Annotated in this window: 27 protein-coding genes; 11 read left to right on the forward strand and 16 right to left on the reverse strand. The window is 67.9% G+C overall.

From position 1 onward, the window contains the following. On the reverse strand, positions 1 to 237 hold a 237-nt coding region (locus EFY87_RS10080; RefSeq protein WP_148043304.1), incomplete at its 3' end, for a hypothetical protein. A gap of 268 nt (positions 238 to 505) precedes the next feature. Here EFY87_RS10080 and EFY87_RS10085 point away from each other — a divergent pair. Further along, the gene (locus tag EFY87_RS10085) at positions 506 to 1,702 is read left to right on the forward strand and encodes a DNA recombination protein RmuC (RefSeq protein ID WP_123271365.1); all 1,197 of its coding nucleotides are present in this window, start codon (positions 506 to 508) and stop codon (positions 1,700 to 1,702) included. Positions 1,703 to 1,756: 54 nt separating this feature from the next. Here EFY87_RS10085 and EFY87_RS10090 read toward each other — a convergent pair whose 3' ends face one another. Further along, positions 1,757 to 2,797 (reverse strand): 4-hydroxy-3-methylbut-2-enyl diphosphate reductase, encoded by a 1,041-nt coding sequence (locus tag EFY87_RS10090; RefSeq protein ID WP_123271366.1) that lies wholly within the window; start codon positions 2,795 to 2,797, stop codon positions 1,757 to 1,759. Between the two features lie 220 nt (positions 2,798 to 3,017). Between EFY87_RS10090 and EFY87_RS10095 the strand changes: the two genes are divergently transcribed. Then, positions 3,018 to 4,082: an NAD(P)-dependent alcohol dehydrogenase gene (locus tag EFY87_RS10095; protein ID WP_123271367.1), complete on the forward strand. Its 1,065-nt coding sequence runs from the start codon at positions 3,018 to 3,020 to the stop codon at positions 4,080 to 4,082. A gap of 10 nt (positions 4,083 to 4,092) precedes the next feature. Here the strand turns inward: EFY87_RS10095 and EFY87_RS10100 are convergent, their stop codons facing one another. From EFY87_RS10100 to EFY87_RS10110, 3 genes are read right to left on the reverse strand one after another with little or no spacing between them, the layout of a single operon-like run. Further along, on the reverse strand, positions 4,093 to 5,349 hold the full coding sequence (locus EFY87_RS10100) for an alpha/beta fold hydrolase (RefSeq protein WP_123271368.1): 1,257 nt from the start codon (positions 5,347 to 5,349) through the stop codon (positions 4,093 to 4,095). Between the two features lie 5 nt (positions 5,350 to 5,354). Further along, on the reverse strand, positions 5,355 to 6,326 hold the full coding sequence (locus tag EFY87_RS10105; RefSeq protein ID WP_123271369.1) for a phosphotransferase enzyme family protein: 972 nt from the start codon (positions 6,324 to 6,326) through the stop codon (positions 5,355 to 5,357). A 5-nt stretch (positions 6,327 to 6,331) separates the two neighbouring features. Continuing rightward, entirely contained in the window at positions 6,332 to 7,051 is a 720-nt protein-coding gene (locus tag EFY87_RS10110; protein WP_123271370.1) for a 4'-phosphopantetheinyl transferase family protein, read from the reverse strand. Positions 7,052 to 7,130: 79 nt separating this feature from the next. Here EFY87_RS10110 and xseA point away from each other — a divergent pair, with 79 nt between their 5' ends. Both xseA and EFY87_RS10120 read left to right on the forward strand, forming a co-directional pair. After that, entirely contained in the window at positions 7,131 to 8,360 is a 1,230-nt protein-coding gene (gene xseA, locus EFY87_RS10115; RefSeq protein WP_123271371.1) for an exodeoxyribonuclease VII large subunit, read from the forward strand. A 44-nt stretch (positions 8,361 to 8,404) separates the two neighbouring features. After that, complete coding sequence (locus tag EFY87_RS10120; protein WP_123271372.1) at positions 8,405 to 8,647, forward strand: exodeoxyribonuclease VII small subunit; 243 nt, start codon at positions 8,405 to 8,407, stop codon at positions 8,645 to 8,647. Here EFY87_RS10120 and EFY87_RS10125 read toward each other — a convergent pair. Then, a complete protein-coding gene (locus tag EFY87_RS10125; RefSeq protein WP_158607578.1) occupies positions 8,644 to 9,285 on the reverse strand; it encodes a DUF4245 family protein in 642 nt (213 codons plus the stop codon). The genes EFY87_RS10120 and EFY87_RS10125 overlap by 4 nt on opposite strands. Before the next feature lie 107 nt (positions 9,286 to 9,392). Here EFY87_RS10125 and glpX point away from each other — a divergent pair, with 107 nt between their 5' ends. Continuing rightward, positions 9,393 to 10,400 carry a class II fructose-bisphosphatase gene (glpX, locus tag EFY87_RS10130; protein ID WP_123271374.1) on the forward strand — a complete coding sequence of 336 codons (1,008 nt, stop codon included), beginning with the start codon at positions 9,393 to 9,395 and terminating at the stop codon, positions 10,398 to 10,400. A 16-nt stretch (positions 10,401 to 10,416) separates the two neighbouring features. After that, on the forward strand, positions 10,417 to 11,334 hold the full coding sequence (locus EFY87_RS10135; RefSeq protein ID WP_123271566.1) for a carbohydrate kinase family protein: 918 nt from the start codon (positions 10,417 to 10,419) through the stop codon (positions 11,332 to 11,334). A gap of 117 nt (positions 11,335 to 11,451) precedes the next feature. Here EFY87_RS10135 and EFY87_RS10140 read toward each other — a convergent pair whose 3' ends face one another. Genes EFY87_RS10140 through EFY87_RS10160 form a run of 5 tightly spaced genes read right to left on the reverse strand, consistent with a single transcriptional unit; the run spans position 11,452 to position 16,645 of the window. Further along, complete coding sequence (locus EFY87_RS10140; protein ID WP_220093594.1) at positions 11,452 to 12,171, reverse strand: SDR family oxidoreductase; 720 nt, start codon at positions 12,169 to 12,171, stop codon at positions 11,452 to 11,454. 37 nt (positions 12,172 to 12,208) lie between these two features. Continuing rightward, on the reverse strand, positions 12,209 to 13,471 hold the full coding sequence (locus EFY87_RS10145) for an ABC transporter ATP-binding protein (RefSeq protein ID WP_123271376.1): 1,263 nt from the start codon (positions 13,469 to 13,471) through the stop codon (positions 12,209 to 12,211). A 46-nt stretch (positions 13,472 to 13,517) separates the two neighbouring features. After that, positions 13,518 to 14,378, reverse strand: coding sequence for a carbohydrate ABC transporter permease (locus EFY87_RS10150; protein ID WP_281276189.1), 861 nt, complete (start codon positions 14,376 to 14,378; stop codon positions 13,518 to 13,520). A gap of 3 nt (positions 14,379 to 14,381) precedes the next feature. Next, entirely contained in the window at positions 14,382 to 15,338 is a 957-nt protein-coding gene (locus EFY87_RS10155; RefSeq protein ID WP_123271378.1) for a carbohydrate ABC transporter permease, read from the reverse strand. Continuing rightward, positions 15,335 to 16,645 carry an extracellular solute-binding protein gene (locus EFY87_RS10160; protein ID WP_123271379.1) on the reverse strand — a complete coding sequence of 437 codons (1,311 nt, stop codon included), beginning with the start codon at positions 16,643 to 16,645 and terminating at the stop codon, positions 15,335 to 15,337. The genes EFY87_RS10155 and EFY87_RS10160 overlap by 4 nt, the downstream gene beginning before the upstream one ends. Before the next feature lie 210 nt (positions 16,646 to 16,855). On the opposite strand from EFY87_RS10160, the gene EFY87_RS10165 reads away from it, so the two are divergent. From EFY87_RS10165 to EFY87_RS10175, 3 genes are read left to right on the forward strand one after another with little or no spacing between them, the layout of a single operon-like run. Then, positions 16,856 to 18,538, forward strand: a complete 1,683-nt coding sequence (locus EFY87_RS10165) for a fumarate hydratase (protein WP_123271380.1) — start codon at positions 16,856 to 16,858, stop codon at positions 18,536 to 18,538. Then, positions 18,538 to 19,170 (forward strand): carbonic anhydrase, encoded by a 633-nt coding sequence (locus EFY87_RS10170; protein WP_123271381.1) that lies wholly within the window; start codon positions 18,538 to 18,540, stop codon positions 19,168 to 19,170. The genes EFY87_RS10165 and EFY87_RS10170 overlap by 1 nt, the downstream gene beginning before the upstream one ends. 1 nt (position 19,171) lies before the next feature. Continuing rightward, positions 19,172 to 19,984 carry an MOSC domain-containing protein gene (locus tag EFY87_RS10175; RefSeq protein ID WP_123271382.1) on the forward strand — a complete coding sequence of 271 codons (813 nt, stop codon included), beginning with the start codon at positions 19,172 to 19,174 and terminating at the stop codon, positions 19,982 to 19,984. Between the two features lie 4 nt (positions 19,985 to 19,988). Here EFY87_RS10175 and EFY87_RS10180 read toward each other — a convergent pair whose 3' ends face one another. Both EFY87_RS10180 and EFY87_RS10185 read right to left on the reverse strand, forming a co-directional pair. Continuing rightward, the gene (locus tag EFY87_RS10180) at positions 19,989 to 20,414 is read right to left on the reverse strand and encodes an organic hydroperoxide resistance protein (RefSeq protein ID WP_123271383.1); all 426 of its coding nucleotides are present in this window, start codon (positions 20,412 to 20,414) and stop codon (positions 19,989 to 19,991) included. A gap of 61 nt (positions 20,415 to 20,475) precedes the next feature. Then, positions 20,476 to 21,075, reverse strand: a complete 600-nt coding sequence (locus EFY87_RS10185; RefSeq protein WP_158607580.1) for a TetR/AcrR family transcriptional regulator — start codon at positions 21,073 to 21,075, stop codon at positions 20,476 to 20,478. Positions 21,076 to 21,179: 104 nt separating this feature from the next. Here EFY87_RS10185 and EFY87_RS10190 point away from each other — a divergent pair, with 104 nt between their 5' ends. Then, positions 21,180 to 21,725, forward strand: coding sequence for an NADPH-dependent FMN reductase (locus tag EFY87_RS10190; protein WP_123271385.1), 546 nt, complete (start codon positions 21,180 to 21,182; stop codon positions 21,723 to 21,725). Between the two features lie 3 nt (positions 21,726 to 21,728). Here the strand turns inward: EFY87_RS10190 and glmM are convergent, their stop codons facing one another. The 3 genes from glmM to rplM all read right to left on the reverse strand — a co-directional run bounded on the left by glmM (position 21,729) and on the right by rplM (position 24,909). Continuing rightward, positions 21,729 to 23,084 carry a phosphoglucosamine mutase gene (glmM, locus tag EFY87_RS10195; protein ID WP_123271386.1) on the reverse strand — a complete coding sequence of 452 codons (1,356 nt, stop codon included), beginning with the start codon at positions 23,082 to 23,084 and terminating at the stop codon, positions 21,729 to 21,731. 839 nt (positions 23,085 to 23,923) lie between these two features. After that, positions 23,924 to 24,427 (reverse strand): 30S ribosomal protein S9, encoded by a 504-nt coding sequence (gene rpsI / locus EFY87_RS10200; RefSeq protein ID WP_123271387.1) that lies wholly within the window; start codon positions 24,425 to 24,427, stop codon positions 23,924 to 23,926. A 32-nt stretch (positions 24,428 to 24,459) separates the two neighbouring features. Next, positions 24,460 to 24,909, reverse strand: coding sequence for a 50S ribosomal protein L13 (rplM, locus tag EFY87_RS10205; protein WP_123271388.1), 450 nt, complete (start codon positions 24,907 to 24,909; stop codon positions 24,460 to 24,462). Positions 24,910 to 25,125: 216 nt separating this feature from the next. On the opposite strand from rplM, the gene EFY87_RS10210 reads away from it, so the two are divergent. Further along, positions 25,126 to 25,698 (forward strand): winged helix-turn-helix domain-containing protein, encoded by a 573-nt coding sequence (locus EFY87_RS10210; protein ID WP_123271389.1) that lies wholly within the window; start codon positions 25,126 to 25,128, stop codon positions 25,696 to 25,698. Positions 25,699 to 25,742 lie beyond the last annotated feature (44 nt).

The following is a 25,742-nucleotide window of genomic DNA, read 5'->3' on the forward strand; positions in this document are numbered from 1 at the left end:
CCCCCGGTCCAACCCCCGCGCCGCGTCCGCAGCCCGTTGCCGCTCATGCACCGCGACCGTGACCTTAGCTTGCCGGGCACAAATCGCGCCCTTCAACTCCTCCAACACCCGGATCTGCGCCAGGCCGTCCGACTCGCCGACCACCGCGTCAGTCAGCATCCGGTGCACCGACGCGACCGCAGCATCATCCCAGCGGGGTGCAGTGTCCCCGAAGATGACCGCCACATCGTCGTCCATGTGTTCGTGTATACCCACGGAACCCGTTGTGGTGCAACACTTTTCACGAACAACCTTATCCACAACCCCCCACCCCAACCCAAGGGGATGTGGACAACCCCTCGTACTTTCGCGGCCACGTGGCCGCCCTGGCTCCAGCTCAGCCCAGTCCGGGCCAACCGAGCTGGGTACACGCCCAACTCCGCGTCGGCGCCCACCGACGTCGTGGCGACCGTCAGCCGCACCACGGCCGAACACGTCTGTCAGTGCCCGATGCCAGAGTGCATCCATGACCGGATTCCTGATCGGCCTCCTCATCGGCGCAGTCTTCGCCGCGGCGCTCACCTGGGCGCTGCTGCGCCAGTCGCACATCGCGCGCGGCGCGGCCCTCGTCACTGAGCGAAACCTGTTGCGCGAGCGCGTGATCGACCTGGAGTCGACGGTCGCCGACGACCAGCAGGCGGTCGCCGTGCTCGCGCCGTTGAGTGCCACGCTGAGTCGGGTTGAGCAACAGGTGGCCGTGCTGGAGCGCGACCGGGTGGAGCAGTTCGGCGAGCTCGGCGCCCGACTGGCCGAAGTCGGCCGGGTGACCGGCGCGCTGCACCAGGAGACGACTCAACTGGCGGGAGCTCTGCGGGCGACGTCGACCGGCGGCACCTGGGGTGAAGTCCAACTGCGCCGCGTGCTGGAGCACGCCGGGATGATCGCCCACTGCGACTTCGAGGAGCAGGTCACTGCGGTCAGCCGGCACGACGCACGCGTGCGGCCCGACGTCGTGGTGCGGCTGCCGGGCGAGCGGGTGCTCGTCATCGACAGCAAGGCACCTGTGCGCGCGTTCCTCGACGCGCAAGCCGACGGGATTCCACCACAGGACCGCGATCGACTGCTCGACCAGCATGCGAAAGCACTGGTGCGGCACGTGGATTCCCTTGCCGCAAAAGAATATTGGAGCGCGTTCGACCAGTCACCGCAGCTGGTCGTCTGCTTCGTCCCGGCCGACGCCATGCTGGCCGCTGCCCTGCGCCAGGACCCCGCGTTGCTCGACCGCGCGATGAGTCGCCAGGTCGTGCCTGTCTCCCCCAGCACCCTGCTTGCCCTACTGCGCACCACCGCCGCGGCCTGGCAGCAGGACTCACTCACCCGCGGCGCCCGCGACTTGCTGCAACTCGGCCAGACACTCTATGACCGGCTCGGCACGATGAGCCGGCATACGGCGCGCGTGGGTCAATCACTCACCAGATCAGTCGAGGCCTACAACGCCATGGTCGGCACCCTGGAGTCACGCGTGCTCGTCACGGCCCGTCAGCTGCACAATCTCGGGCTCGCGCACGACGAGCCCCCGCAGGAGCTGCGCCCGGTCGAGCTGGCCACCCGGCCGCTCACCGCGCACGAACTGATCGACGCGCTGGACGAGGAGGTGGCACGACCGGCACTGGATTTCGAGACACCGCCACCGCCGCGAGATGGCATCGCCGAAACCGGATGACCGCCACGGTGGCACGGCCGCGACCGCCCGAGCGCCGGTCTGTCGCCGAAGCGCTCAGTGCAGCGAGCCGGCGTCGTGCTGGATCTTGCCCGAGTCGCCCTGACCACGCGCCTTCAACTCCCGGCGCAGTTCGGTGGGCAGGGCAAACAGCAGACTCTCCTCGGCAGCGGTGATCGTCTCAACCTCGCCATACCCACGCTCCGCGAGGTAGCCGAGCACATCACGCACCAGCACCTCCGGCACCGAGGCTCCCGACGTCACACCGACTGTGGTGACGCCGTCGAGCCAGCACTCCTCAATCTCGTCGGCGTAGTCGACCAGATGTCCGGCGCGCGCGCCATGCTCCAGTGCGACCTCGACCAGCCGCACCGAGTTGGACGAGTTGCGGCTGCCCACGACGATCATCAGATCGGTGCGCGGCGCCATCTGCTTCACCGCCAGCTGGCGGTTCTGCGTGGCGTAGCAGATGTCGTCCGACGGCGGATCCTGCAACTTGGGGAAGCGCTGCTTGAGCCGGCGCACCGTCTCCATCGTTTCGTCCACCGACAAGGTGGTCTGCGACAACCAGACGAGTTTGTCGGGATGCCTGACCTGGACCGTGTCCGCATGCTCGGGCGACTGGACCAGCACGATGTTGTCGGGAGCCTCACCCGCGGTGCCGATCACTTCCTCATGCCCCTCGTGCCCGATGAGCAGGATGTCGTATTCGTCGGATGCGAAGCGCCGCGCCTCACGGTGCACCTTGGTGACCAGCGGGCACGTCGCATCGATGGTCTTCAGCGACAGCTCTCTGGCCTGGTCGCGGACCTCGGGTGCGATGCCGTGCGCCGAAAAGATGACAGTGGCACCTTCGGGGACCTCGTACGTCTCGTCCACGAAGATCGCGCCACGCTTCTCCAATGTCGCGACGACGTGCTTGTTGTGGACGATCTGCTTGCGCACGTAGACCGGCGGGCCATAGAGATCCAGCGCCTTCTCCACCGTCACCACGGCACGGTCGACTCCCGCGCAGTAACCCCGCGGAGCCGCGAGCAGCACTCGCCTGGTCTGCTCGGCGACTGCCGGGTCGGTGTCGGTCGGGGCGGTCGAAGTCATGCGTCCATGCTAAGCGGGACGCCGGGTCCCGGCCGACGCGGCGCGACCCACTGCCCCGGTCGAGCGCGTCGCGGTGTGTCAATTCGGGACAGCACACCAGCAGGGAACGAGGCGACAATTCACGTATATGACCTGCGCCACATGCAGGGGACGGGCGGTCCTGACAGCATGAGCAACCGGCCGGTTGCCGCCCGTCCCACCGACCAGAGGAGACGGAACCGTGCCCGAACTGATGAAAACCTTCAGCATGATCGAGGTCGGGAAGACCGAGGTGGTTGAAAAGCCGATCCCCGAGCCAGGACCGGACGAAGCACTGGTGAAGACCACTGCTGCACTCATCTGCACGTCGGATGTGCACACCGTGAACGGAGCGCTGCCGGTGGAGAACGGCCGCACGCTCGGCCACGAATCCGTCGGGGTCATCGCGGCGTTGGGATCATCGGTCACCGGGTTCCAGGAAGGACAGCGAGTGGCGGTGAACGCCGTCACGCCATGCTTCGAATGCAATTACTGCCAGCGGGGTTTCACCAGCCAGTGCGGTGGGCTGCTGGGCGGCTACAAATACACCGCACAAGTCGACGGCAACATGGCTGAGTACTTCCTGGTGCCCGCCGCCAAGGGGAACCTCGCGCCGATCCCCGACGACCTCACCGACGAAGCCGCCGCTTACGCGTGCGACATGCTCAGCACCGGCCTGATGGGGGCCGAGCACGCCGAGATCCAGATCGGCGACACGGTTGTCGTCTTCGCGCAAGGCGCCGTCGGGTTGTGCGCGACCATCGGCGCCGGGTTGCGTGGCGCGGGCCGGATCATCGCTGTCGAGTCGTTGCCGAACAGGATGGCGATGGCCAAGCGGTTCGGTGCCGACGACGTCGTGGACTTCACCCAGGGCGACCCGGTGGAACAGATCATGGACCTGACCGACGGCGTCGGAGCCGACGCCTCGATCGAGGCCCTCGGCGCTCCACAGACCTTCGAAGCCGCACTGGCGTGTCTCAAGGCGGGCGGGACGCTGTCCAACATCGGCTACCACGGCGAGAACCCGGCCCCTCTTCAGCTCGACCTGATGGCGTTCGGGCTGGGTATGGGCGACAAGTCCATCCGCACCGGGCTGTGCTCCGGCGGCAGCGACCGCATGCGCCGGTTGTTCAGTCTGATGAGCTCCGGCCGGGTCGACCCGACGCCGATGACGACGCACCGCTTCGCTTTCGATCAGGTCGAGCATGCCTTCCAGATGATGGCGAACAAACAGGACGACATCATCAAGCCGCTGATCACCTTCTGAGGCCGGCGCGTCATACCTTCCCCGCGAGCATGTCGGTCAGCCGCTCGACGACGGCGCCGGTGCGCAGACCGTCGTGCTCGTATTCGTTGGTGACCCACGGCCGGACGTTGCCGACCCGGCGCGCGGTGTCGAGCGAGAGCTCCGCATCGACATACATGTCGTCGAAGTAGACAGCGGCGACGACCGGCACCTTGTTGGAAGCGAGCCGGTCCAGGTCGTAGAGGGGCGGCCAATCATCAACTGCCGCAAGCAGATCGGCCGCCTCGGCGAACGGCCGCAATAGCGTGATCTGGTCGAACATCCAGCGGAACATTGTCTCACCGGTGAAGAGCAACGGGTCGGCGTCGGCGGCGAACTCCGGACGCCGGGCGATCTCGCGATCGGCCGCCCAGCCGGTCGGCACGCCGGGAGCGCCGTAGCAATATTCCTGCAGTGCATAGATCGGACCCTGGGTGTATGACGTCTCTGTCAGCACCGTCTCCAGGAAGCGGTCGGCCAACTGGTCGCCGTCCCACGCCGTGTCGAGCAGCCAGTGCACGTGTTCATAGCCGTAGCTCATCCCGAAGATGCTGCCGATCAACCGAAACCGCTCGGGCGTCAGCGGCGAACCGTCCGGCAGCGCCACCCGGTGCACCGTGAGGTGGTCGGCGATCCGGCGCACCGCGGCAGCGTCGTCGGGATATCGCTCGTAGTAGGCGGCGTTCTTGCGAGCGATCCGCGGGAAGGTGCGCGCATAGACGTCCACGGAGTCCGCCTCGACGCCCGCCAGCCCGCCGGTGACCAGGCAGCCGACGAGCCCTTCCGGCGCCTGCGACAGGTAGGTGAGTGTGATGAAGCCGCCGTAACTCTGTCCAAGGGTCGTCCACGGCTTGCCACCGGCGATCTGCTGCCGGAAAGCCTCCGCGTCCGCGACGATGCTGTCGGCCCGGAAGTGGCGCAGGTATGCCGCGAACTGCGCCGCACTCATTCCCTCCGTCGACTTCGCGGTGACGGGGGTCGACCGGCCACAGCCCCGTTGGTCCAGCAGCAGCACCCGGTACGTCTTGGTGATGTGCGCCAGCCAGCCGTCGGCGCGCATCGGTCGCGGACTCTCCCCACCCGGGCCACCCTGCAGAAAGACCAGCCACGGCAGATCCTGGTCGGCCTTGTCGACCGCCACGGCCTCGCGACCAAATACCTCGATCGTCGCACCGCCCGGGTCGGAGTGATCGAGCGGAAGCTGCAGCGTGTGATCGGTCAGCGCGAGGCCGGGGATGCGGATCGTCATACGACTCAGGGTAGTTCGACCGCCGCGAGTTGCTCGTCGAGTCCCGACATGCTCGGGACGTCGCGAAGCAGAGGGACCACCTGTGTGCGGGCGAAGTCGTGGTGCTCGAGTTGTGCAGCGTCCAGCAACGTCTCGATCTGCACGGCCAGGTAGTTCAGGCGAATGACGAATGCTGATGCGAAAATGCCCTCGCTCCAACGGAATTCGGCACCGCCCGCGGCACAGTAGATCCGCACGAGGTCACGCACTAGGTCCGGATCGGACAGCACAGCGGCAAGCTGGACGCCGAGCTCCCGGATCGGATCCTGAGGGCCGACGTTGTCCCAATCGATCAACCAGCGACTCCCGCCGCTGACGAGCACATTGTCCAGGGTCAGGTCGTTGTGCGAGATCCGTAACTCCCCGACTGGCACTGAACTCGCCCACGCACCGAGTTGAGTGAACTCCTCAACTCTTTCGGTGAGCTGCCCCGCCCAGTCGGCTCCGGCACACCGCGCGCGGGCGGCGAGTGCCGACCAATCCACGGCACATGAGGCATAGAAGGGATCGAGATGCGCATCCCAGTCCGGCCGTTGCCCGATGCTGTGAATTCGCGCCGTCTGACGCACCAACCACCGAGCCGAATCAGCATCTCCGGCAACCGGTTTCGATCCGGACACCCAGTCTGCAAGCTGCCACCAGGCGCCGCCTTTGGCCTGCACCAAGAGTGCACCTGACCGATCCCGGTGCACCTCGGGCACCGGGACGCCCAGTCCGCGACAGCGTTCGGCAAACACCTCGGAGAACTCGGCGTGCGGCAGGCCGTCTGGCCAGTAGTAGCGCTTCGCGGCGTACCTGCCCGAGGTCGTGATCAGTTGACAGACCTCCCCCATCGCGCCACGCGCGACACGCTTCAGGTCGAGGGCCCGTCCCAATGAGAAGGTTTCAGCCAGCCAGTGCGCCGTCGTCGAGTTCTCGCCCGCATCGCGGATCGTCATACGACTCAGGATAGTTCGACCACCCGCACGGAAACGGGAGTCCGCGGGCCGAGCACGGCGACGGCAGCCGCGATGTCGTCGCCGAGGTCGAGATCCTGCAGGTCGCAGTCGAGTGGCCGGCCGGAGTAGGAGGCGATCCCGGGCGCGTCGGATCGTCCCGTCAGCGCGACCTCTGACATCGGGGTGCGCAGTCCGTCACCCGTCGCCTTGAGCACGGCCTCCTTGCGGCACCAGGTGGCGAACCAGTCGCGCGGGGTGCGCGGCGGCCGAGCGGCTTCCTTGGGTGCAAGCACCAGCGACGCCAGCGGCGCGAAGTCCCGATCGGTGATCATCTCGGCGTCGACGCCCACTGGTCCGGCCGTGGTGATCGCGACGACGACCACCGACGTGTCGTCGATACCGCTGTGCGCGACCGACACGTGCAGACCGCGGACCCCGACGTCGGGCTTGCCGTGCTGGCCGCCACACCTCGCGCAAGTCCGGTCCACGACCAGCTCGCGCGCGGTCTGCCGCAGCCGGCCGGGCCGCGATGTGAGGTGATCGGCGACCGCGAGCCGGAGCAGCCCGGCGGCCGTCGCCGAACCCGCCCGGTCAACGGCGCGCCGATGCTGCCGGGCACGGTCGCGCTCTGCGGCAGTGAGCACGGCGCCGGCCGCGTCCGGTGTCGCGGCCCCGCGCCAGCACCACACCACGCACGCCGGCGGTTCGGGAGCGGCCATCGGCATACCCGCTATCCTCGCGCAGTCAGGGCGTCACCGGCACGTCATACGCTGTCGGCATGCCCGAGCAACCAGCGCGACGACCGTGAGCAGCCCTCTGCCGGAGCGGGCCGCCGACACCACGGCAGAACAGCCGTGGCCGGTGCGCACCCTGTCGGTGAAGATCAGCGACTACGTCGACAAGATGTCGCCGCTGTGGGTCGAGGGGCAGATCGTGCAGCTCAACCGCCGGCCGGGGGCGCCCACGGCATACGTCACGCTGCGGGACGCCGAGGTCGACATGTCGTTGTCGGTGACCGTGCACGTCAACACCCTCGACGCGATGGGGCCCGGCCTGCAGCAGGGCGCGCGCGTCGTGGTGCACGCCAAGCCGACCTTCTGGACCAAGCGCGGCACACTGCACCTCGATGCCCGGCAGATGCGGCCGGTCGGGGTCGGCGAGCTGCTCGCGCGGCTGGAGCACCTCAAGCAACTGCTGCGCAGTGAGGGCCTCTTCGAGCCGGCACGCAAGAAGGGGCTGCCGTTCCTACCGCGCACCGTCGGGCTGATCTGCGGGCGGGCCAGCGCGGCAGAGAAGGACGTGGTCGAGAACGCCCGGCGCCGCTGGCCGGCAACGCAATTCGAGATTCGCCAGGTCGCCGTGCAAGGACAGGACACCGTGCCACAGGTCATCGAGGCGCTGGCCGAGCTGGATGCCGCAGCGCACGTCGACGTCATCGTCATTACGCGTGGCGGCGGGGGTTTCGAGGACCTGCTGCCGTTCAGCAACGAGACGCTGGTCCGTGCCGTCGCCACGGCCCGCACCCCGGTCGTCAGCGCCATCGGGCACGACGAGGACACCCCGCTGCTCGACTTCGTTGCCGACGTGCGCGCCTCGACCCCGACCGACGCCGCGAAGCGGATCGTGCCCGACCTCGCCGACGAGCTTGCCGGTCTGGCGCAGCTGCGGCACCGCGGCGCCGCCGGGCTGCAGCGGCGGCTGGTCGTCGAACGCCGCCACCTCGAGCAGTTGCGCGGTCGCCCGGTGCTGGTCGCGCCGGAGACGATGGTCGCGACCCGCAGGGCCGCCGTCGAGGTGCTGCGCGACAGGTCCCGTTCCCGGATGACCCACCGCCTCGAGCGCGCGCACGACCAGGTGGTGCACCTGCGCGGGCAGTTGCGTGCGCTGTCGCCGCTGCAGACGCTGGAGCGAGGGTACGCCGTGGTGCGGCATACCGACGGACAGGTGGTCACCGACGTCGCGACGGTCGCCCCAGACGAACTGCTCCGCGTGACCGTCGCCACCGGCGACTTCGCGGTGACACCAGTGTCCTGATCGCGGGGCGCCGCGTCGTCGGTGGCATCTCGTACAGTGCCGGTATGCCGAAGAAGCCGACCGAGGATGCCGCGTCCGCGAACGATGCCAACGCCGACGTCGCCGAGCTCGGCTACGAGCAGGCCCGTGACGAGCTGGCGGCCATCGTTGCCCGGCTCGAAGGCGGCACGGAGACGCTGGAGGAGTCGATGCGGCTCTGGGAGCGCGGTGAGGCGCTGGCGGCGCACTGCGAGAGCTGGCTGAACGGCGCCCAGCAGAAGATCGACGCGATGACGGCCGAGGACTAACTGCTCGGCGCGGTCGTCGGGCCCTTGGTCGCCAGTGCGCTCTTGCTGAGCGGTTTCACCGACGCCGCAAACTGGATGAGCTGCGACCAGCTGCCGGTGCCGTCGACCACGGTCGAGAGACCGCCCAGCGGCGCGGAGCGGATCAGGCTCCGCTCGCCGCCGTCGGCGCGCTCCACCTTCGACCAGACCACGCCGCCGATGGTGACGATGCCCTTCGCCGCACCGTTGCCGGTCTGTGCCTGCACCCACGACGTGTTGCCGTTCGCCGTCTGCAGCACACGGATGTACTTGCCGCCCGGGACGTCATACCCCGCCTGCCAGGTCGGCGGCTGGTCCGAGAGCGTCACCAGCCGCACGTTGACCGGCGACCAGGTGGACGGCAGCCCGTCGGCGACGGCGGGATCCCAGTGCCGGCTGATGCCGATCTCGCGAGCGATGCCCGCAACGTCCGCGACGGGCTGGGCCGTCGGGGTGGATCGCGGCACGAACGCCCACCACCCCACCACGGCGAACGCCACGATCACCATGGAGATGACCATGCTGCGCGTCGAACCCATCCCACGACGACGCGGCGGGGGTCCCGCAGCCGGCTCGGGCGTCGCGCTCGGCAGGCCGGTGGGGGTGCTCGTGTCGTTCACGCCGACCATGGTCCCAAACCGGTTCCCGCCCGCGGTGGCCCGGGCTGTGCCCGGCGACCGATAGAGTCTGGACGCACCCACTTTCGTGAATGCTCCGAGGAGATCTCATGCCGTCCGACGCCGCCACCCCGGAAGCCCCGGACCGAAACCTCGCGCTGGAGCTGGTGCGTGTCACGGAGGCCGCCGCGATGGCGGGTGGCCGCTGGGTCGGCCGCGGTGACAAGAACGCCGCGGACGGGGCCGCGGTGGCCGCGATGCGGCACCTGGTCGCGTCCGTCTCGATGAACGGCGAGGTGGTCATCGGCGAAGGCGAGAAGGACGAGGCGCCGATGCTGTTCAACGGCGAGCACGTCGGAGACGGCACCGGGCCCGACGTCGACGTGGCCGTCGACCCGATCGACGGCACCACGCTGACCGCGAAGGGTATGACGAACGCCGTGTCCGTCATGGCGGTCAGCGAGCGCGGCTCGATGTACGACCCGAGCGCTGTGTTCTACATGGACAAGCTCGCCACCGGTCCCGAAGCCGCGGACGTGGTCGACATCCGCCTGCCGGTCGCCGAGAACATCCGGCGTGTCGCCAAGGCCAAGCACGGCAGCGTGTCCGACGTGACGGTCGTGCTGCTCGACCGCCCCCGCCATGTGGCGCTGGCCGAGCAGATCCGCGCAGCGGGCGCCCGCATCCGCTACATCTCCGACGGTGACGTCGCCGGCGCGATCATGGCCGCGCGGCCCGATACCGGCATCGACCTGCTGCTCGGCGTCGGCGGCACCCCCGAGGCGATCATCACCGCGTGCGCGATGAAGTGTGTGGGTGGCGTCCTGCAGGGCAGGCTGTGGCCCAAGGACGATGCCGAGCGGCAGCGCGCGATCGATGCCGGCCACGACCTGGACGCGGTGCTCACCACCGACGACCTGGTCCGCTCCGACAACTGCTTCTTCGTGGCGACCGGCATCACCGACGGAGAGTTGTTGCGCGGGGTGCGCTACCGCGGCGGCGGTTGCACCACACAGTCGCTGGTGATGCGGTCCAAGAGCGGCACCATCCGCACGATCGAGGCCGTGCACCCGATGGCCAAGCTGCAACAACTGAATGCCGGCCTACTCAATGCCTGAGGCGCAAGGAGATTCGATGGTCGACACCCTGGTCGTCGGCGAGGCACTGATCGACATCGTGCAGCCGGTGGACGCCCCGGCGACCGAGCACGTCGGCGGCAGCCCGCTCAACGTCGCGATCGGGCTGGCCCGCCTGGAACACCGCGTGCGCCTGGCGGCATACCTCGCCGACGACGCGTATGGCCGGATGATCGAGCGGCAGCTTGCGGCCGACGGGGTGCCCCTTGTCGACGGCAGCCTGACGGCACCGCGGACCCCGACGGCGCTGGCTGTGCTGGACGAAACAGGCTCTGCGTCATACGACTTCAACCTGGCATGGGATGTCCCCTATCCCCTGCCGGACGACATCGGGCACTTTCACACCGGTTCGATCGCCGCGGCGCTGCAGCCCGGGGCGACCAAGGTCTCCGACGCGATGCTCGCCGCCCGATCACACGCGACGGTGTCGTTCGACCCGAACCTGCGGCCGTCGCTGATCGGCGCGGCCTACGAAGTGCGTTCGCACATCGAGCAGCTGATCGGCTTCTCCGATGTCGTGAAGGCGAGCGAGGAGGACGTCGCCTGGCTGTATGGCGGGAGCGTCGGCCTCACCGAGATCGCGACGCTCTGGGGGCGTCTCGGCCCGTCGCTGGTGGTTCTCACCTGTGGTGGCGACGGCGCCCTGATGCATGTTTCCGCGACTGGGCAGACCGAAACCGTCTCCGGCAGAAGGGTTTCCGTCGTCGACACGGTGGGTGCGGGTGACTCGTTCCAGTCCGGCCTGGTCTCGGCACTACTTGATGCCGGGTTGCTCGGCTCCGCCGCCGCCCGAGACCGGTTGCGCCGGGCGAGCCTTGCGGAGTTGCGACCGGCCGTCGACCGGGCGATTGCCGCCTCCGCGATCACGGTCAGCCGAGCCGGCGCCAACCCACCCACGCGCGCCGAGCTCGCCTGACGCCACACCTGCCGTCTGCCGCAAACCTCGACCGTCGAAGGCTACGCACCCCACGCGGCGGTCTCGCGTGCGCAAACCTCGACCGTCGAAGGCTACGCACCCCACGCGGGGGCGCCGTCAGTCCGCCCGGCGGTTCGTGGCGGCCGGCGCCGGGCGGATGGAGATCGTCTCGTAGGTTGCATCGGGCGTGGCCGTCAGCGCGGTGCGCACGGCGGTCGCGACCGACTCGGGGCGGAGGAACTCCAGCGGGTCGTACTCGCGGCCTTCGCGAGCGACGAGTTCTCGTTGCATGTCGGTGTTCACGCGCCCCGGGTGCACCGAGACCACGCGCACTCCGTCCGGTCGCAGCTCTTCGCGCAGCACGTCGGTCAACGCGGTGAGAGCGAACTTCGACGCCGGGTAGTGACCGCCTGCGCCCGAAGCGCGCAGCCCCGACCCGGAGTTGATCATCACGATCGTACCCGCCGCCTCGACCAGCGCTGGGAGCAGCAGCCGGGTCAGGTCCGAGACGGCAATCACGTTGAGCTCCAATATTTTTCGCCATACGGCGCGGGAGGATTCGGCAGTCGGTACGCCGACGCTCATGCCGGCCGAGTGCACCAGTGCGTCCAGCCGTTGCAGGTCCAGCCCGGCGACGGCTTCCGCAGTGCTCTGCTCGTCCGCGAGGTCGGCGACGAACGGCCGCGCGTGCGGCAGTTGCGCGCACACCGCCTCGACGTCGGCGCGCTGCCGGCCACCGATCAGCAGCTCGTGGTCGGTAGCGAGCGCGTCGGCGACGGCGCGGCCGATGCCTCGTGTCGCACCGGTGATCATGACGGCGGGTCGTGTCTGGTTCATGAGTGAAACCCTAGACACGACCCGCCGCCCGGACCGGTCAGGCGGACTTCTCCGCCTGCTCAACCTCCCGCTTGTGCGCCCGTGCCAGGGCAGCCTTGCGCAGCTTTTCCGACTCGGCGGCGATCTGCGCAGCCTTGTCGTCATCGCGCGTGAGGTTGGCGCCGGTGTGCGGGTCGAAGACGTGCATCGCGGCCGGGTCGAACGCAAGGCGCGCCTCGTCTCCCTCGATGACGCGCGAGCGCGGGTCGAGGTTGACGATCATCTGGGTGCGCAGGCCCTCTCCGTCGAGATCACGGTCGAGGTCCTCGAGTTGCTTGCGCACCGCGCCATCCGCCTCGTAGGGGATGTAGGCGTACTGCTCGTTGCCCAGCCACTCGGTCTGGTCGACGACCGCGTTGAACTTCACCGAGTGCTCCGGTGCCGTCTCGACGGTGGAGTCCTTGAGATGCTCCGGGCGCAACCCGACGATGACGACGTCCTTGCCCTTCACCTTCTCGGCGAGCTCGCCATCGACGGGCACGTCGACAAAGGGCAGCTTGAGCCTGTTGCCGTCCACCCGCGCCGGAAGGAAGTTCATCGGCGGCGAGCCGATGAAGCCGGCGACGAACAAGTTGACCGGCTGTTCGTAGAGCTCCCGCGGGGAGGCAACCTGTTGCAGCACACCACGTTTCAGCACGCAGACCCGGTCACCGAGCGTCATCGCCTCGGTCTGGTCGTGGGTGACGTAGATCGTCGTGATGCCCAGGCGGCGCTGCATGCGCGCAATCTCGGTGCGCATCTGACCGCGCAGCTTCGCGTCCAGGTTGGACAACGGCTCGTCGAAGAGGAACGCGTCCGCCTCGCGGACGATCGCACGCCCCATCGCCACCCGCTGCCGCTGGCCACCGGACAAATTGCCCGGCTTGCGCTGCAGGTGCTCGTCCAGCTCCAGCATGTCGGACGCCTGACGGACCTTCTGATCGATCTCGGCGTCGCTGTGCTTGCCCTTCTGCAGCCGCAGCGGGAAGGCGATGTTCTCGTAAACCGTCAGGTGCGGATAGAGCGCGTAGTTCTGGAACACCATCGCCAGGTTGCGATCGCGCGGCGCCAGGTCATTGACCCGCTTGCCGTCGATGTCCAGCTCACCGGAGGTGATGTCCTCCAGCCCGACGATCATTCGCAGCAAGGTCGACTTGCCGCAGCCCGACGGGCCGACCAGGATGACGAACTCGCCATCCTTGATGTCCAGGTTGACGTCGTTGACGGCCGGGAAGCCGTCGCCGTACTTCTTGACTATGTGCTTGAGCTCGATGCTCGACATTGTTTTCTCCTAATGACCAAGTCGTATGGCGAGGGGCGTCAGCCCGTCATCCCTTGACCGCGCCGGACGTCAGGCCGGCGACGATCCGCTTCTGGAAGACCAGGACGAGGATCACGACGGGGATGGTGACGACGACGGCTGCGGCACAGATAGCACCCGTCGGCTGGACGAACTGGCTGGCGCCGGTGAAGAAGTTCAGCGCCGCCGGCACCGTCTGCGCGCTCTGCGCGGTGAGGTTCGAGCTGAAGACGAAGTCGTTCCACGCCGTGAAGAACGCGATGATCGCCGTGGTGAACACACCCGGTGCCGCGAGCGGCGCGATCACCTTGATGAAGGCCTGCCAGCTGGTGGCACCGTCCACCTGTGCCGCCTGCTCCATCTCCCACGGGATCTGCTGGAAGAACGCCGACAAGATCCAGATGGACAGTGGCAGCGTCAGCGCGAGGTAGGGGATGATCAGGCCGGGGATGGTGTCGAAGAGGCCGATCTGCCGCCATAGGTTGAACAGCGGCGTCACCATGGCGATGACCGGGAAGAACGACACCGCGAGCGAGGTCGTGAGAATCAGCTTCTTGCCCGGGAAGTTCAGCCGCGAGATCGCGTAGGCGCAGAACGTCGCCAGCACCACGCTGATGAAGGTCGAGACGACACAGACGACGATCGAGTGCCACAACGCCGGGAGGAAGAGGTCGGACGCCCCGCCGGAGAAGATCAGCTTGTAGTTGTCCCAGCTGATGTGCTTCGGCCAGAAGTTGCCGAAGAGGTTCTGGCTCGGATCGGCGAGCGCGGCCGTGCTCTTCAGCGACGTGGCGATGATCCACAGCAGCGGGATCAGCGTCCAGATCATGATGACGATCGAGACGACGCCGAGACCGTTCTTCGCCTTGGTGCTCATTGTGGTTTCCATGGGTCAGCTCCTTCCGCTCGTCGTGAGATCGACCTTGAAGAGTTTGACGAAGATGAACGCGATGATCAGCACGATCACGAAGAGGATCACCGCCAGCGCGGAACCCATGCCGATCTCGACCCGGCTGACCGTCTCGGTGCCGACGAGCATCGATAACGTCTCCGTCTTGTTCGCGCCGCCGGTCATGACATACGGATTGTCATAGATACGAACGGCATCCAGGGTCCGGAACAACAGCGCCACCATCAGCGCGGCCTTCATGTTGGGCAGGATCACCTTGGTGAAGCGCTGCCACCACGTGGCGCCGTCGACCTTGGCTGCCTCCTCCTGCGCCGAGTCGACCTGAGCCAGCCCGGCGAGCAGCAGCAGCGACATGAACGGCGTCGTCTTCCAGATCTCCGACAGGCAGATGATGGTCAGGGAGGACCACCTGCCGCCGAACCAGTTGTAGTTCTCGCTGAACCCGCCGAAGGTGAAGAAGTGCAGCCAGCGGTTGAAGAAACCGGTGCTGATCTGGGCGGCATACAACCACGAGAAACCGGACACCACAGTGACGATCGCGTAGGGGATCAGCACGATGGTGCGCAATGTCTTGCGGGGCCAGACCACCCGGTTCATCACCATGGCGATCGCCATACCGATGACCAGCTCGAAGACCAGGGTCACCACGACGATGATCAACGTCGTGGTGAACGCCTGCCAGAAGAGTGGGTCGGACAACGCGGTGATGTAGTTCTGCAGCCAGACGAGTTTGCGGCCCGCCGGGTCGGTCAGCCGGTAGTTGAACAGCGACAGGTAGACCGCGTAGCAGATCGGGTAGAGCGTGACCAGCAGCATGATGACGAACGCCGGGCCGGCGAGCCGCCAGCCAAGGTTGCGCTCACCCTTTGCCCGGTCGGACAGGTGCGCCTTTTCTTCCGCGGTGAGCTTTCCCTTGTTCGTTTCCGCAACGGCGGTCATAGCAGCGCCTTCCCGTTCAGGACCCTCAGAATGAAGGACTGGGTCGACTTCGGAGTATTCTGGTTGACGGAGTTCGGCGGGCTGAACCGCTGCTGCAAGGCCGTCGAGATGTCACCCCAGTATGGCGTCAGCGGCCGGGCTGCGGCCACGTCCAGCGACTTGCGGATCAGGTCGGCGATGCCGTTCGGGAACGCCTTCTTGACCTCGGCAGTGTCGTACGCGGCCTTGCTGCTGGCGGGGTTGCCGGACGCCGCCATGTAGTCCGCCTGGTGCTTGACGCTGGTGATGCACGCCGCCGCCTGGTAGGCGAGCGCCGGGTGCCGACTGTCCTTGCCGACGGCGAGCTGGATGCCGCCGTATGGCGGACGCGCCGCCTTGCCGGCAACGGTCTCGGGGTACATCGTGGCCGCCACGTCGGACTTGTCCTTGGCCGTATAGGCGCCGTAGGTGTAGGGCCAGTTGACCAGGAACCCGCCCTGCGGGCTCATGAAGAGGTTCAGCGACTGCGTCTCCTCCGACGATCCCATCGCGGGGCCGCCGACGCCGGTCGACGCGACCTTCTTGATGATCCGTGCGGCGTCCCGGCCGGCGGCCGAGTCGAGCCCGAGCTGGATCTTGTCGTAGGTGGCGTTCGGGTTCTTGACGATCTCCCCGCCCGCGCCGGCGATCAGCGCGTTGATCCAGACCGAGTAGCCCTCGTAGAGCGCGGCCTGCACGCCGATCTGCATCTTGGTCTTCTGCGCGGCCGCGATGAGCTGGTCCCAGGTGACCGGCTTGCTCATGTCCAGCCCGGCCTTCTGGGCGACCGACTTCTTGTACCAGAGCAACTGGGTGTTGGACCAGAACGGCACCGACATCAGCTTGCCGTCATACGTCGAGGCGTCGATCGACGACTGGACGCGGTCCGCAGTGAATTCCTTCACCATGTTCTGCGGCATCGGCGCGAAGTAGCCGGCCGCGGCGAACTCGCTGACGAACGCCGGGTCGACGCTCATCAGGTCCATGGTCTTGTCGCCGCCGGCGAGGCGCCGGAGCAACTGGATCCGCTGGTCGCTGGCCGAGTTCGGCAGCAGCTGCACCTTGATCTTGTACTTCCCGCCGGAGGCGTCCGAGCACTCCTTGGCAAGTGTGGCCTGGCCGCCCTTGCTGGGGTCGGCGTTTCCGACGTCCGGGTTGATGTACCAGGTGAGGTGAGCCGGCCCGGAACTGCTGCCACTGCTGCTACCACACGCGGCGAGTCCGGTTGCCGCCATCACCATCACGGCGGAGATTGCTATGCCACGACGAGGTGGCCTGAGACGTTTCATATGTATCGCTCCGTCAGGGGTCGGGCAGTTACACGTCTTTGGTGTCTACACCAGATCGCGCTGCTTGTCTCGCATTGCGGGCAGAGAATCCAGAACGTTGCCATGCCGAAACACTCGGCGCCGCACCGCCACCCCCGCGCCGGCCGGGCCTCCGGGACTACGCTGAGACGTCGCTTCAGACACCCCGGAACAAGGAGATTGCCGAGCACCATGGCCGAATTCGCCTATGAGGACCTGCTGCCGATCGGCGCGGATCTCACCACCTACCGCAAGCTCACCGGCGACGGCGTGCGCACTGTCGAAGGCCCGGGCGGGCGCACCTTCCTCGAAGTCGACCCGGACGCGCTGCGGTTGCTCACCGAGACGGCCATGCACGACATCGCGCACTACCTGCGACCTGCGCACCTGGCGTTCCTGCGCAAGATCCTCGACGACGAACAGGCAAGCAACAACGACAAGTTCGTCGCACTCGACCTGCTGAAGAACGCCGGCATCGCCGCCGCCGGAGTGTTGCCGATGTGCCAGGACACCGGCACGGCAATAGTCATGGGCAAGAAGGGATCCCAGGTCCTGGTCGACGGTGGAGCTCCGGATGAGGAGTCCATCGCCCGCGGTGTGTATGACGCCTACACACGCCTCAACCTGCGCTATTCGCAGATGGCTCCGATCACGACTTGGGAGGAGAAGAACACCGGCTCCAACCTACCCGCGCAGATCGAGTTGTATGCCGACACCGCTCCCGGGCACGAGAATGCCTACAAGTTCCTCTTCATGGCCAAGGGTGGCGGCTCGGCCAACAAGTCCTTCCTCTACCAGGAGACGAAGGCGATCCTGAATCCCGACTCGATGCTGCGCTTCCTCGACGAGAAACTGCGCTCTCTCGGGACCGCCGCCTGCCCGCCATACCATCTCGCGATCGTGATCGGCGGCACGAGTGCCGAATTTGCTTTGAAGACAGCTAAATACGCGAGCGCGAAGTACCTTGACGAGCTCCCCACTTCCGGCGACGCCGCAACCGCACATGGCTTCCGCGACATCGAGCTGGAGGAGCGGGTCCTGGAGCTGACCCGCGGCTTCGGCATCGGCGCGCAGTTCGGCGGAAAATACTTCTGCCACGACGTGCGCGTCGTGCGACTCCCCCGGCACGGTGCGTCGCTGCCGGTGGCGATCGCGGTCAGCTGCTCGGCCGACCGCCAGTGCCTCGGCAAGATCACCGCCGACGGCGTCTTCATCGAGCAACTGGAGACCGACCCGGCGCGCTTCTTGCCCGACACGACGCACGCGGACCTGGCCGAATCGGGTGACGTGGTCGAGATCGACCTCAATCGGCCGATGGACGAGATCCGCGCCGAACTCACCAAACACCCTGTCAAGACTCGACTTTCGCTTACCGGTCCGCTGGTTGTCGCTCGCGACATCGCGCACGCGAAGATCAAGGAGCGCCTCGACACCGGCGAGGACATGCCGCAGTATCTGAAGGATCACGCGGTCTACTACGCCGGACCGGCGAAGACGCCCGAAGGCTATGCGTCCGGATCGTTCGGCCCGACAACTGCCGGCCGGATGGACTCCTACGTCGAGCAATTCCAGGCCGCCGGCGGCTCGATGGTGATGCTGGCAAAGGGAAATCGCAGCAAGCAGGTGACCGACGCCTGCCGGGCGCACGGCGGCTTCTACCTGGGCTCGATCGGCGGGCCCGCCGCCCGACTTGCCAAGGACTGCATCAAACACGTTGAGGTTCTTGAATATCCGGAGCTCGGCATGGAGGCGATCTGGAAGATCGAGGTCGAGGACTTCCCGGCGTTCATCGTCGTCGACGACAAAGGCGACGACTTCTTCGCCGCCACCGCGAAGCCGACCGCCTTCACGATCAGCACCCGGCCAGGCCTGTGATGGCCGTGGGCATCACGCCGCAGCAGGCGTGGGACCAACTGGTCCAGGGCAACGCACGTTTCGTCTCCGGAGACGCTCTGCACCCCAATCAGGATCTGCAACGACGCCACCTGCTGGAGTCGGGCCAGCGCCCGACCGCGGTGCTCTTCGGCTGCGGCGACAGCCGGGTCGCGTCCGAGATCATCTTCGACCAGGGTCTGGGCGACATCTTCGTGGTGCGCACGGCCGGCCATATCGTCGACGACGCCGTGCTGGGCTCGATCGAATTCGGTGTCGCCGTGCTCGATGTGCCGCTAATCGTGATCCTCGGCCACCAGTCGTGCGGCGCCGTGGCTGCGGCGATCGACGCCGCCGAATCCGGAAAGATGCCACCGGGTTACGTGCGGGACATCGTGGTCGAGGTGCTGCCGAGCGTCGCCGCGGCCCAGGCTGCGGGCGCGTGCACGCCGGCCGAGGTCGGCTCACGGCACGTGCGCGCGACGGCGGATCTGCTGCTCGAACGTTCGCGCATCGTGCACGACGCCGTCGAACGCGGCGAGCTGGGCATCGTGGGCGCGACCTACACGCTCAGCGACGGCCTGGCCTCGGTGATCACCTCGACGTTCACCACCGGCACTGATCCGGCCGAGTGACATGCAGGTCGTCTCGCTTCGCATTCATCCGGTGAAAAGTACTGCCATCACGCGGGTTTCGAATGCGTATGTCGGCAGGGCCGGGCTGCGGGGCGACCGGGAATGGATGGTGGTCGACAGCGACGGCGCCATGGTGTCGGCGCGTGAACTGCCCCGGCTTTTCACGATCCGAGCAGTACCGCAGGAACCCGGCGGGTCGGTGCTGCTGACGGCGGAGGGCTTGCCGCCATACCAAGTGGCCGCGAGCGGCGACGACGTTCCAGCCACCATGTTCGGCCGACCACCACTGGCGGTCCGCGAGATGGCGCCAGATGCGGCGGCCTGGCTGGAGGAGGTGACTGGCCAGAGCGGACTGCGGCTGGTGTGGTGTGCGAATCCGGCTGACCGGCAACTCAATCCGGACTTCTCCCAGCCGGCCGATCACGCGGCGTTCCAGGACGGCTACCCGGTCACGGTCGCGTCGCTGGCCTCGCTGAATCAGTTGAACGCATGGATCGTCGAGGGTGGTGGCGAGCCGGTGCAGGTCGACCGCTTCCGGCCGAATATCGTCATCGACGGTGAGGTGGCGTTCGCCGAGGACGCCTGGCAGTCGGTGCAGATCGGGGACGTGGGGTTCCGGGCAGCCAAACCGGTCGACCGGTGCGCGATGATGCTGGTCGACGCCAGCGACCTGACACGCAAGAACAAGGAGCCGATCCGCACCCTCAGCCGGCATCGCAAGTGGGACGGCAAGACATGGTTCTGCCATCACCTGATCCCCGACACCGAGGGTGAGATCCGGGTCGGGGATCAGGTGGTGGCGCGAACCGACTGATGGGTCAGGCGGATTCGCCGACGACGGTGACCTCGATGTTGCCGCGGGTCGCCTTGGAGTAAGGGCAGACCTGATGCGCGGCGTCGGCGAGTTCCTGCGCCTTGGCCGCGTCGACGCCGGGGATCTTGGCGGTGAGCTTCACGGCGAGCAAGAAGCCGCCGTCGTTGGTGCCGAGAGTCACGTCGGCGGTGACGGTCGACTCGCTGACATCGACGTCCTGCTTGCCGGCAACTACAGCGAGCGCACCGCCGAAGCAGGCGGAATAGCCGGCGGCGAAGAGGGTCTCCGGGTTCGCCTTCGGATTGGCCTGGCTGCCCGGCTTGCCGAGCGCCAGGTCGATGACACCGTCGGCGCTCTTGACGGTGCCTTCGCGTCCGCCTGTTGAGGTTGCCTCGGAGGTGTAGAGCGCGTCGGTGATTGTGTCGGTCATCGTGGTGCCTTTCTCGGTCGCGGGATCTTCACAGTACGACCTCACTTCGCTCGACCCGAGATCAGCCCGCGACCGACTGCACCAGAGCTTTCCAGCCGGAGACGAGATCGTCCTGTGTCAGGCCCCGCTCGGAGGTGAGGTAGTGCACGAGGTCGGCGTCCAGCGGAGCCAGCAGAGCCTCGGTCAGCACCTCGAGGTCTGCCTCGACACCGCACTGCCGCAACAGCATTCGCACGTGCATCGCGGAGACCTTGCGCGCGGGCACCTCGAATTTTCCGTCCGGCGCCCGGGCGCCCGCACGCAGCAGGGCGGCATGCATGCCATTCAGCTGGATCCGGCCTGCGCCATACGCCAGCAAGCGGTCGAGGGGTTCGGCACCAGGCCCCAGGGGCGGCGGGCCGGAGAGGTATGCCGCCTGGAAATTCCGTTCGAAGTCGTCGGTCAACGCCGCGAACACGCCCGCGCGGCTGCCGAACGCCCGGAAGACGGTGCCCTTGCCGACTCCCGCCTCGGCAGCGAGCCGGTCCATGGTCAGCGCGTCGGCGCCGTCAGCATCCACGACGCAGCGTGCCGCGCACAGGATGCGGTCCGCATTGGCCACCGCATCGCGACGCACCCGAACCGGCGGGCCCGCGAGCGGCAGTGCACGGCGTGTGGTCATGGCCACATTCTCCTCCCTACCCCGTTCCGGGCTTGCCATCCGGAAGGAAAACGGACTACGGTCCGTTTATATCGTCGTAACCAACATCGTGAAAGGCACCCGACATGACCACCAAGCTCGCCATCCTGGTCGGCAGCCCCCGCGCCGCCTCGATCCACCGCCGGCTCGCTGACGTCGCCGCGCACGTCGCCCCCGCAGACACGCAGGTCGCCATCGTGGACTACCTGGCCGCACTGCCCTTCTACAACGAGGACCTCGACACCGAGATCGCTCCGGAGCCCGTGCAGCGCCTGCGCGACGAGCTCGCCGGCGCCGACGCCGTGCTGCTGCTCTCGCCGGCCAACAACGGCACGCTGTCCGCTGTGCTGAAGAACGCCATCGACTGGGCGTCGCGGCCTTACGGCCAGTCGTCGCTGAGTGGCAAGCCAATCGCGGTCTCGTCGGCAGCGCACAACACCTCGACGGTCGTCGACCACACCCACCTGGCCGTGACGATCGCCGGCGCGCAACCGCTCGCGGATGCAAGCGCCACCTTCGCGCTCGGCGAGCTGGACGGTGTCGACCTCGCCAGCCACGAGCCGGTGAACAGCGCCCTGCGCAGCACGGTTGGTGCGCTGGTCAAGGCCGCCACCGCCACCGCGGCAGCCTGAAGTCTACGCCGGCGCGAGTGCCAGCTCGCTGGCCACGACGGCCGCGAGCTGCTGCGCCACCTGCTCGGCCCGCTCCGCGGACGGGGCCTCGACCATGACGCGCACCACGGGCTCGGTGCCGGACTTGCGCAACAGCACTCGTCCGGCCCCGGCGAGATCGCGTTCGGCGTCCGCCACCGCGGACTGGACCACGGGGTGGCCGTCCACGGCGTCCTTGTCGACGCCGGGAACGTTGAGCAGGAATTGCGGCAGGCGCGTCATACAGCCGGCGAGTGCGGCGAGCGGCTGGCGGGTTCTCGCGACGCGAGCGGCGAGCAGCAAGCCGGTCAGCACCCCGTCACCGGTCGTCCCGTGCTCCAGCATGATGACGTGGCCCGACTGCTCGCCGCCCAGGGAGTAGCCGCCCCGGCGCATCTCCTCCAGGACGTAGCGATCGCCCACGTCGGTGCGCAGCACGGTGATCCCCTCGCGGGCCATCGCCTGCAGCAGGCCCTCGTTGCTCATGACCGTCGCAACGAGCGTGTCCGCAGCGAGCTCGTCGCGCTGGTGCAGGTCGATCGCCAGGATCGCCATGATCTGGTCGCCGTCGACCGGTGTGCCGGCGGCGTCGACCGCGAGGCACCGGTCGGCGTCGCCGTCGAAGGCCAGCCCGAAGTCGGCACCGACCTGCGGCACCAGCGCGCAGAGGCCCTCCAAGTGGGTCGAGCCGACGCCGTCGTTGATGTTCAGGCCGTTGGGCTCCGCCCCGATCAGCGTGACTTTCGCTCCCGCACGCTCGAACGCGCGCGGGGCGATGCCACTCGCCGCGCCGTCGGCGGTGTCGAGCACGACGTGCAGCCCGTCCAGCCGGTGCGGCAGCGCGCCGAGCAGGTGCTCGATATAGCGTTCGGCACCTTCGTCATACTGCTTGACCCGGCCGACGTCGGCGCCCGTGGGGCGCTCCCAATCGCCGCGCAAGTGCTGCTCGATGGCGTCCTCGGTCGTGTCGGGCAGCTTGTGTCCCCCGCGCGAGAAGAACTTGATCCCGTTGTCGGGCATGGGGTTGTGGGACGCGGACAGCATCGCCCCGAGGTCGGCACCGGACGCCGCCGTGAGGAACGCGATGGCCGGCGTCGGCAGCACCCCGGCGTCCCAGACGTCCACGCCTGCGGACGCGAGGCCGGCAATCGTCGCCGCGGCCAGGAACTCCCCGGACGCCCGCGGGTCCCGCCCGACGACGGCGGTGGGCCGATGCCCGGCAAACTCGCCCTCCTCGGCCAGCACCCGCGCCGCGGCGACGGACAGATCGAGCGCGAGCTCGGCCGTGATGTCCCGATTGGCCAGCCCGCGCACACCATCGGTGCCGAACAAGCGCGCCATGGATCACCTCAAACTCTCGTCAGACCGAACGCGAGTGCGCGCCGGCAGCCGTGGAACGGCCCAAAGCAGGGTAAGCGACAGTGGGCGGCGGCCGTGAATCGCGCGCCGGCCGCACGTCCCCGGTACACCGTTCAGGATAGGTCAGCGGTGCGGGTATGTCGGAGCTTCGCGTCTGCCGGGGCTTTCGCGTCCCAAAAGCTCGACGGTCGCGACCACGGGACAGCTTTCGGCGGCATTCGCGTCCCAAAGGCTCGACGGTCGCGACCCCGGGACAGCTTTCCGCCGCATTCGCGTCCCAAAGGCTCGACGGTCGCGACCCCGGGACAGCTTTCCGCCGCATTCGCGTCCCAAAGGCTCGACGGTCGCGACTCCGGGACAGCTTTCCGCCGCATTCGCGTCCCGAAAACGCGACCGTCGCCGGTTAGGCACAGGTTCGACGTGACATTGCGTCCCGAAACGGCGACCGTTGCCGGAAATGTACGCCGCGCCCGGATTCTCGCCCGCAGGCTGCTGGTCCCGCAGCGTCGTGACGCCCGAGTGGGCACTTACTACCAAGTACACGCGGGCGGATTCCACCAGTAACTGCCCACTCGGGACAGTCACCGCCAATCCAGCCGCCGCAGCCGTCCCCAACTCGCGACCGTCGCGACTCCGGGACGCCCCACCCCGGTTTCGCGTCCCGAAAGCCCGACCGTCGCGACTCCGGGACGCCCCACCCCGGTTTCGCGTCCCGAAAGCGCGACCGTCGCGCCTCCGGGAAACTTCCCGGCCCCGGCATACGCAGAACGGCCCCGAGCGAACCGTGCGCTCGGGGCCGTTCTGTGTGCTGCGGGTGCGACTCAGCGCTTCGAGTACTGCGGAGCCTTGCGGGCCTTCTTCAGACCGGCCTTCTTGCGCTCGGGGACGCGCGCGTCGCGGGTCAGGAAACCCGCCTTCTTCAGCGCGGGGCGGTTGAGTTCGGGGTCCACACCGTTCAGCGAGCGGGCGACGCCGAGGCGGACGGCGCCGGCCTGGCCGGAGGGTCCACCACCGTGGACGCGGACGAGGACGTCATACGCGCCGTCGAGCTCGAGCACCTTCAGCGGCTCATTGACGATCTGCTGGTGCACCTTGTTGGGGAAGTACTCCTCCAGCGTGCGGCCGTTGATCTTCCACTCACCGGTGCCGGGCACGATGCGCACGCGGGCGATGGCCTGCTTGCGGCGGCCGGTGCCGGCGCCGGGCGCCGAAGCGCTCGGACGGGCGGCGGGCTCACCGGTCGGCGCGGTGCTCGACTCGGAGGTGTAGCTGGTCAGCTGCGGCTCGTCGTCCTCCAGGACGTCGACCTGAGTCTGGTCGGTCATCTTTGCTTTCTCCTTGGAAGTCCGGCGGGCGCTTACTGCGCGACCTGGGTGATCTCGAACGGCTGCGGCTGCTGCGCCGCGTGCGGGTGCTCCGGGCCGGCGTAGACCTTCAGCTTGGTCAGCTGCTGGCGCGCGAGCGAGTTGTGCGGGAGCATCCCGCGGATCGCCTTCTCCACGGCCTTGGCCGGGTCCTTGGCCATCAGGTCGGTGTATGACGTGACCTTCAGCCCGCCCGGGAAACCGGAGTGGCGGTAGGCCTTCTTCTTCTCCAGCTTGGCGCCGGTCAGCGCGACCTTGTCGGCGTTGACGATGATGACGAAGTCACCGGTGTCGACGTGCGGCGCGAAGGTCGGCTTGTGCTTGCCGCGCAGCAGGATGGCGGCCTGGGAAGCCAGGCGGCCGAGGACGACGTCGGTCGCGTCGATGACGTGCCACACGCGGTCCTGCTGGACCTGCGCCGGCTTGGGCGTGAAGGTACGCACGAGTCTGCCTTTTCTTGTCGTTCGTGAACTGAAGGCGACCGGCGGGCCGCCCAACGAGTCGGTGGTTGCACGCGAAGCACAACGGTTATCAAGTCTACGGGGCTGCACCATACGGCCCAAATCGTGCGGATAACCCTGCCCCGCAACGCTTTTCAGCGGTTGGGCGGGCTAGTTGCACGTCTTTACAGCCGAAGTGTGCACAAGTATTGTGCACGTATGCCGCCAGCACCCGCCCCCCGCTCCGCCGCGTCCGACCGGCTGCGCGCACTCGCCCACCCGATGCGCTCCCGGCTGCTGGCCCAGCTGCGGGTGCACGGCAGCGCGACCGCTACCCAGCTGGCCGCTGCGCTCGGCACGCACACCGGCGCCACCAGCTACCACCTGCGCCGGCTGGCCGAGGCCGGCTTGATCGAGGGCACCGGCACGGGCGTCGGCAAGCGCCGGGTCTGGGCGGCCGCCGCCCAGCAGGACCGAGCCGAGGAGCCGGAGCTGCTCGACGAGGACGACCTGGCGGCTGCGCAGTGGCTGCAGCACGACTACGTCGAGCACTTTGCCGAACGTGCCAATGCCTGGGTCGACGCGTCCGCCGACTGGCCCGGCAGCTGGCGGGCCGACTGCGGTCTCACCGACCACCCGGTGCTGGTCACGCCCGAGCAACTGACCGCGCTCGCCGCCGAGCTCGCCGAGGTGCTGGAGCGCTACCGCCGCGCGGGTGCTGGGACTCCCGGCGCGCGACGGGTTGCGGCATACACCGCCTTGTTGCCGATCGATCCGCCGCCGGCCCGCTGAGCATGGGCAGTCCCGCAACCCCTTCCACCGAGTAGGGATATCCT

The organism is Flexivirga caeni (genome assembly GCF_003724155.1).
GTDB classification, from domain to species: domain Bacteria; phylum Actinomycetota; class Actinomycetes; order Actinomycetales; family Dermatophilaceae; genus Flexivirga; species Flexivirga caeni.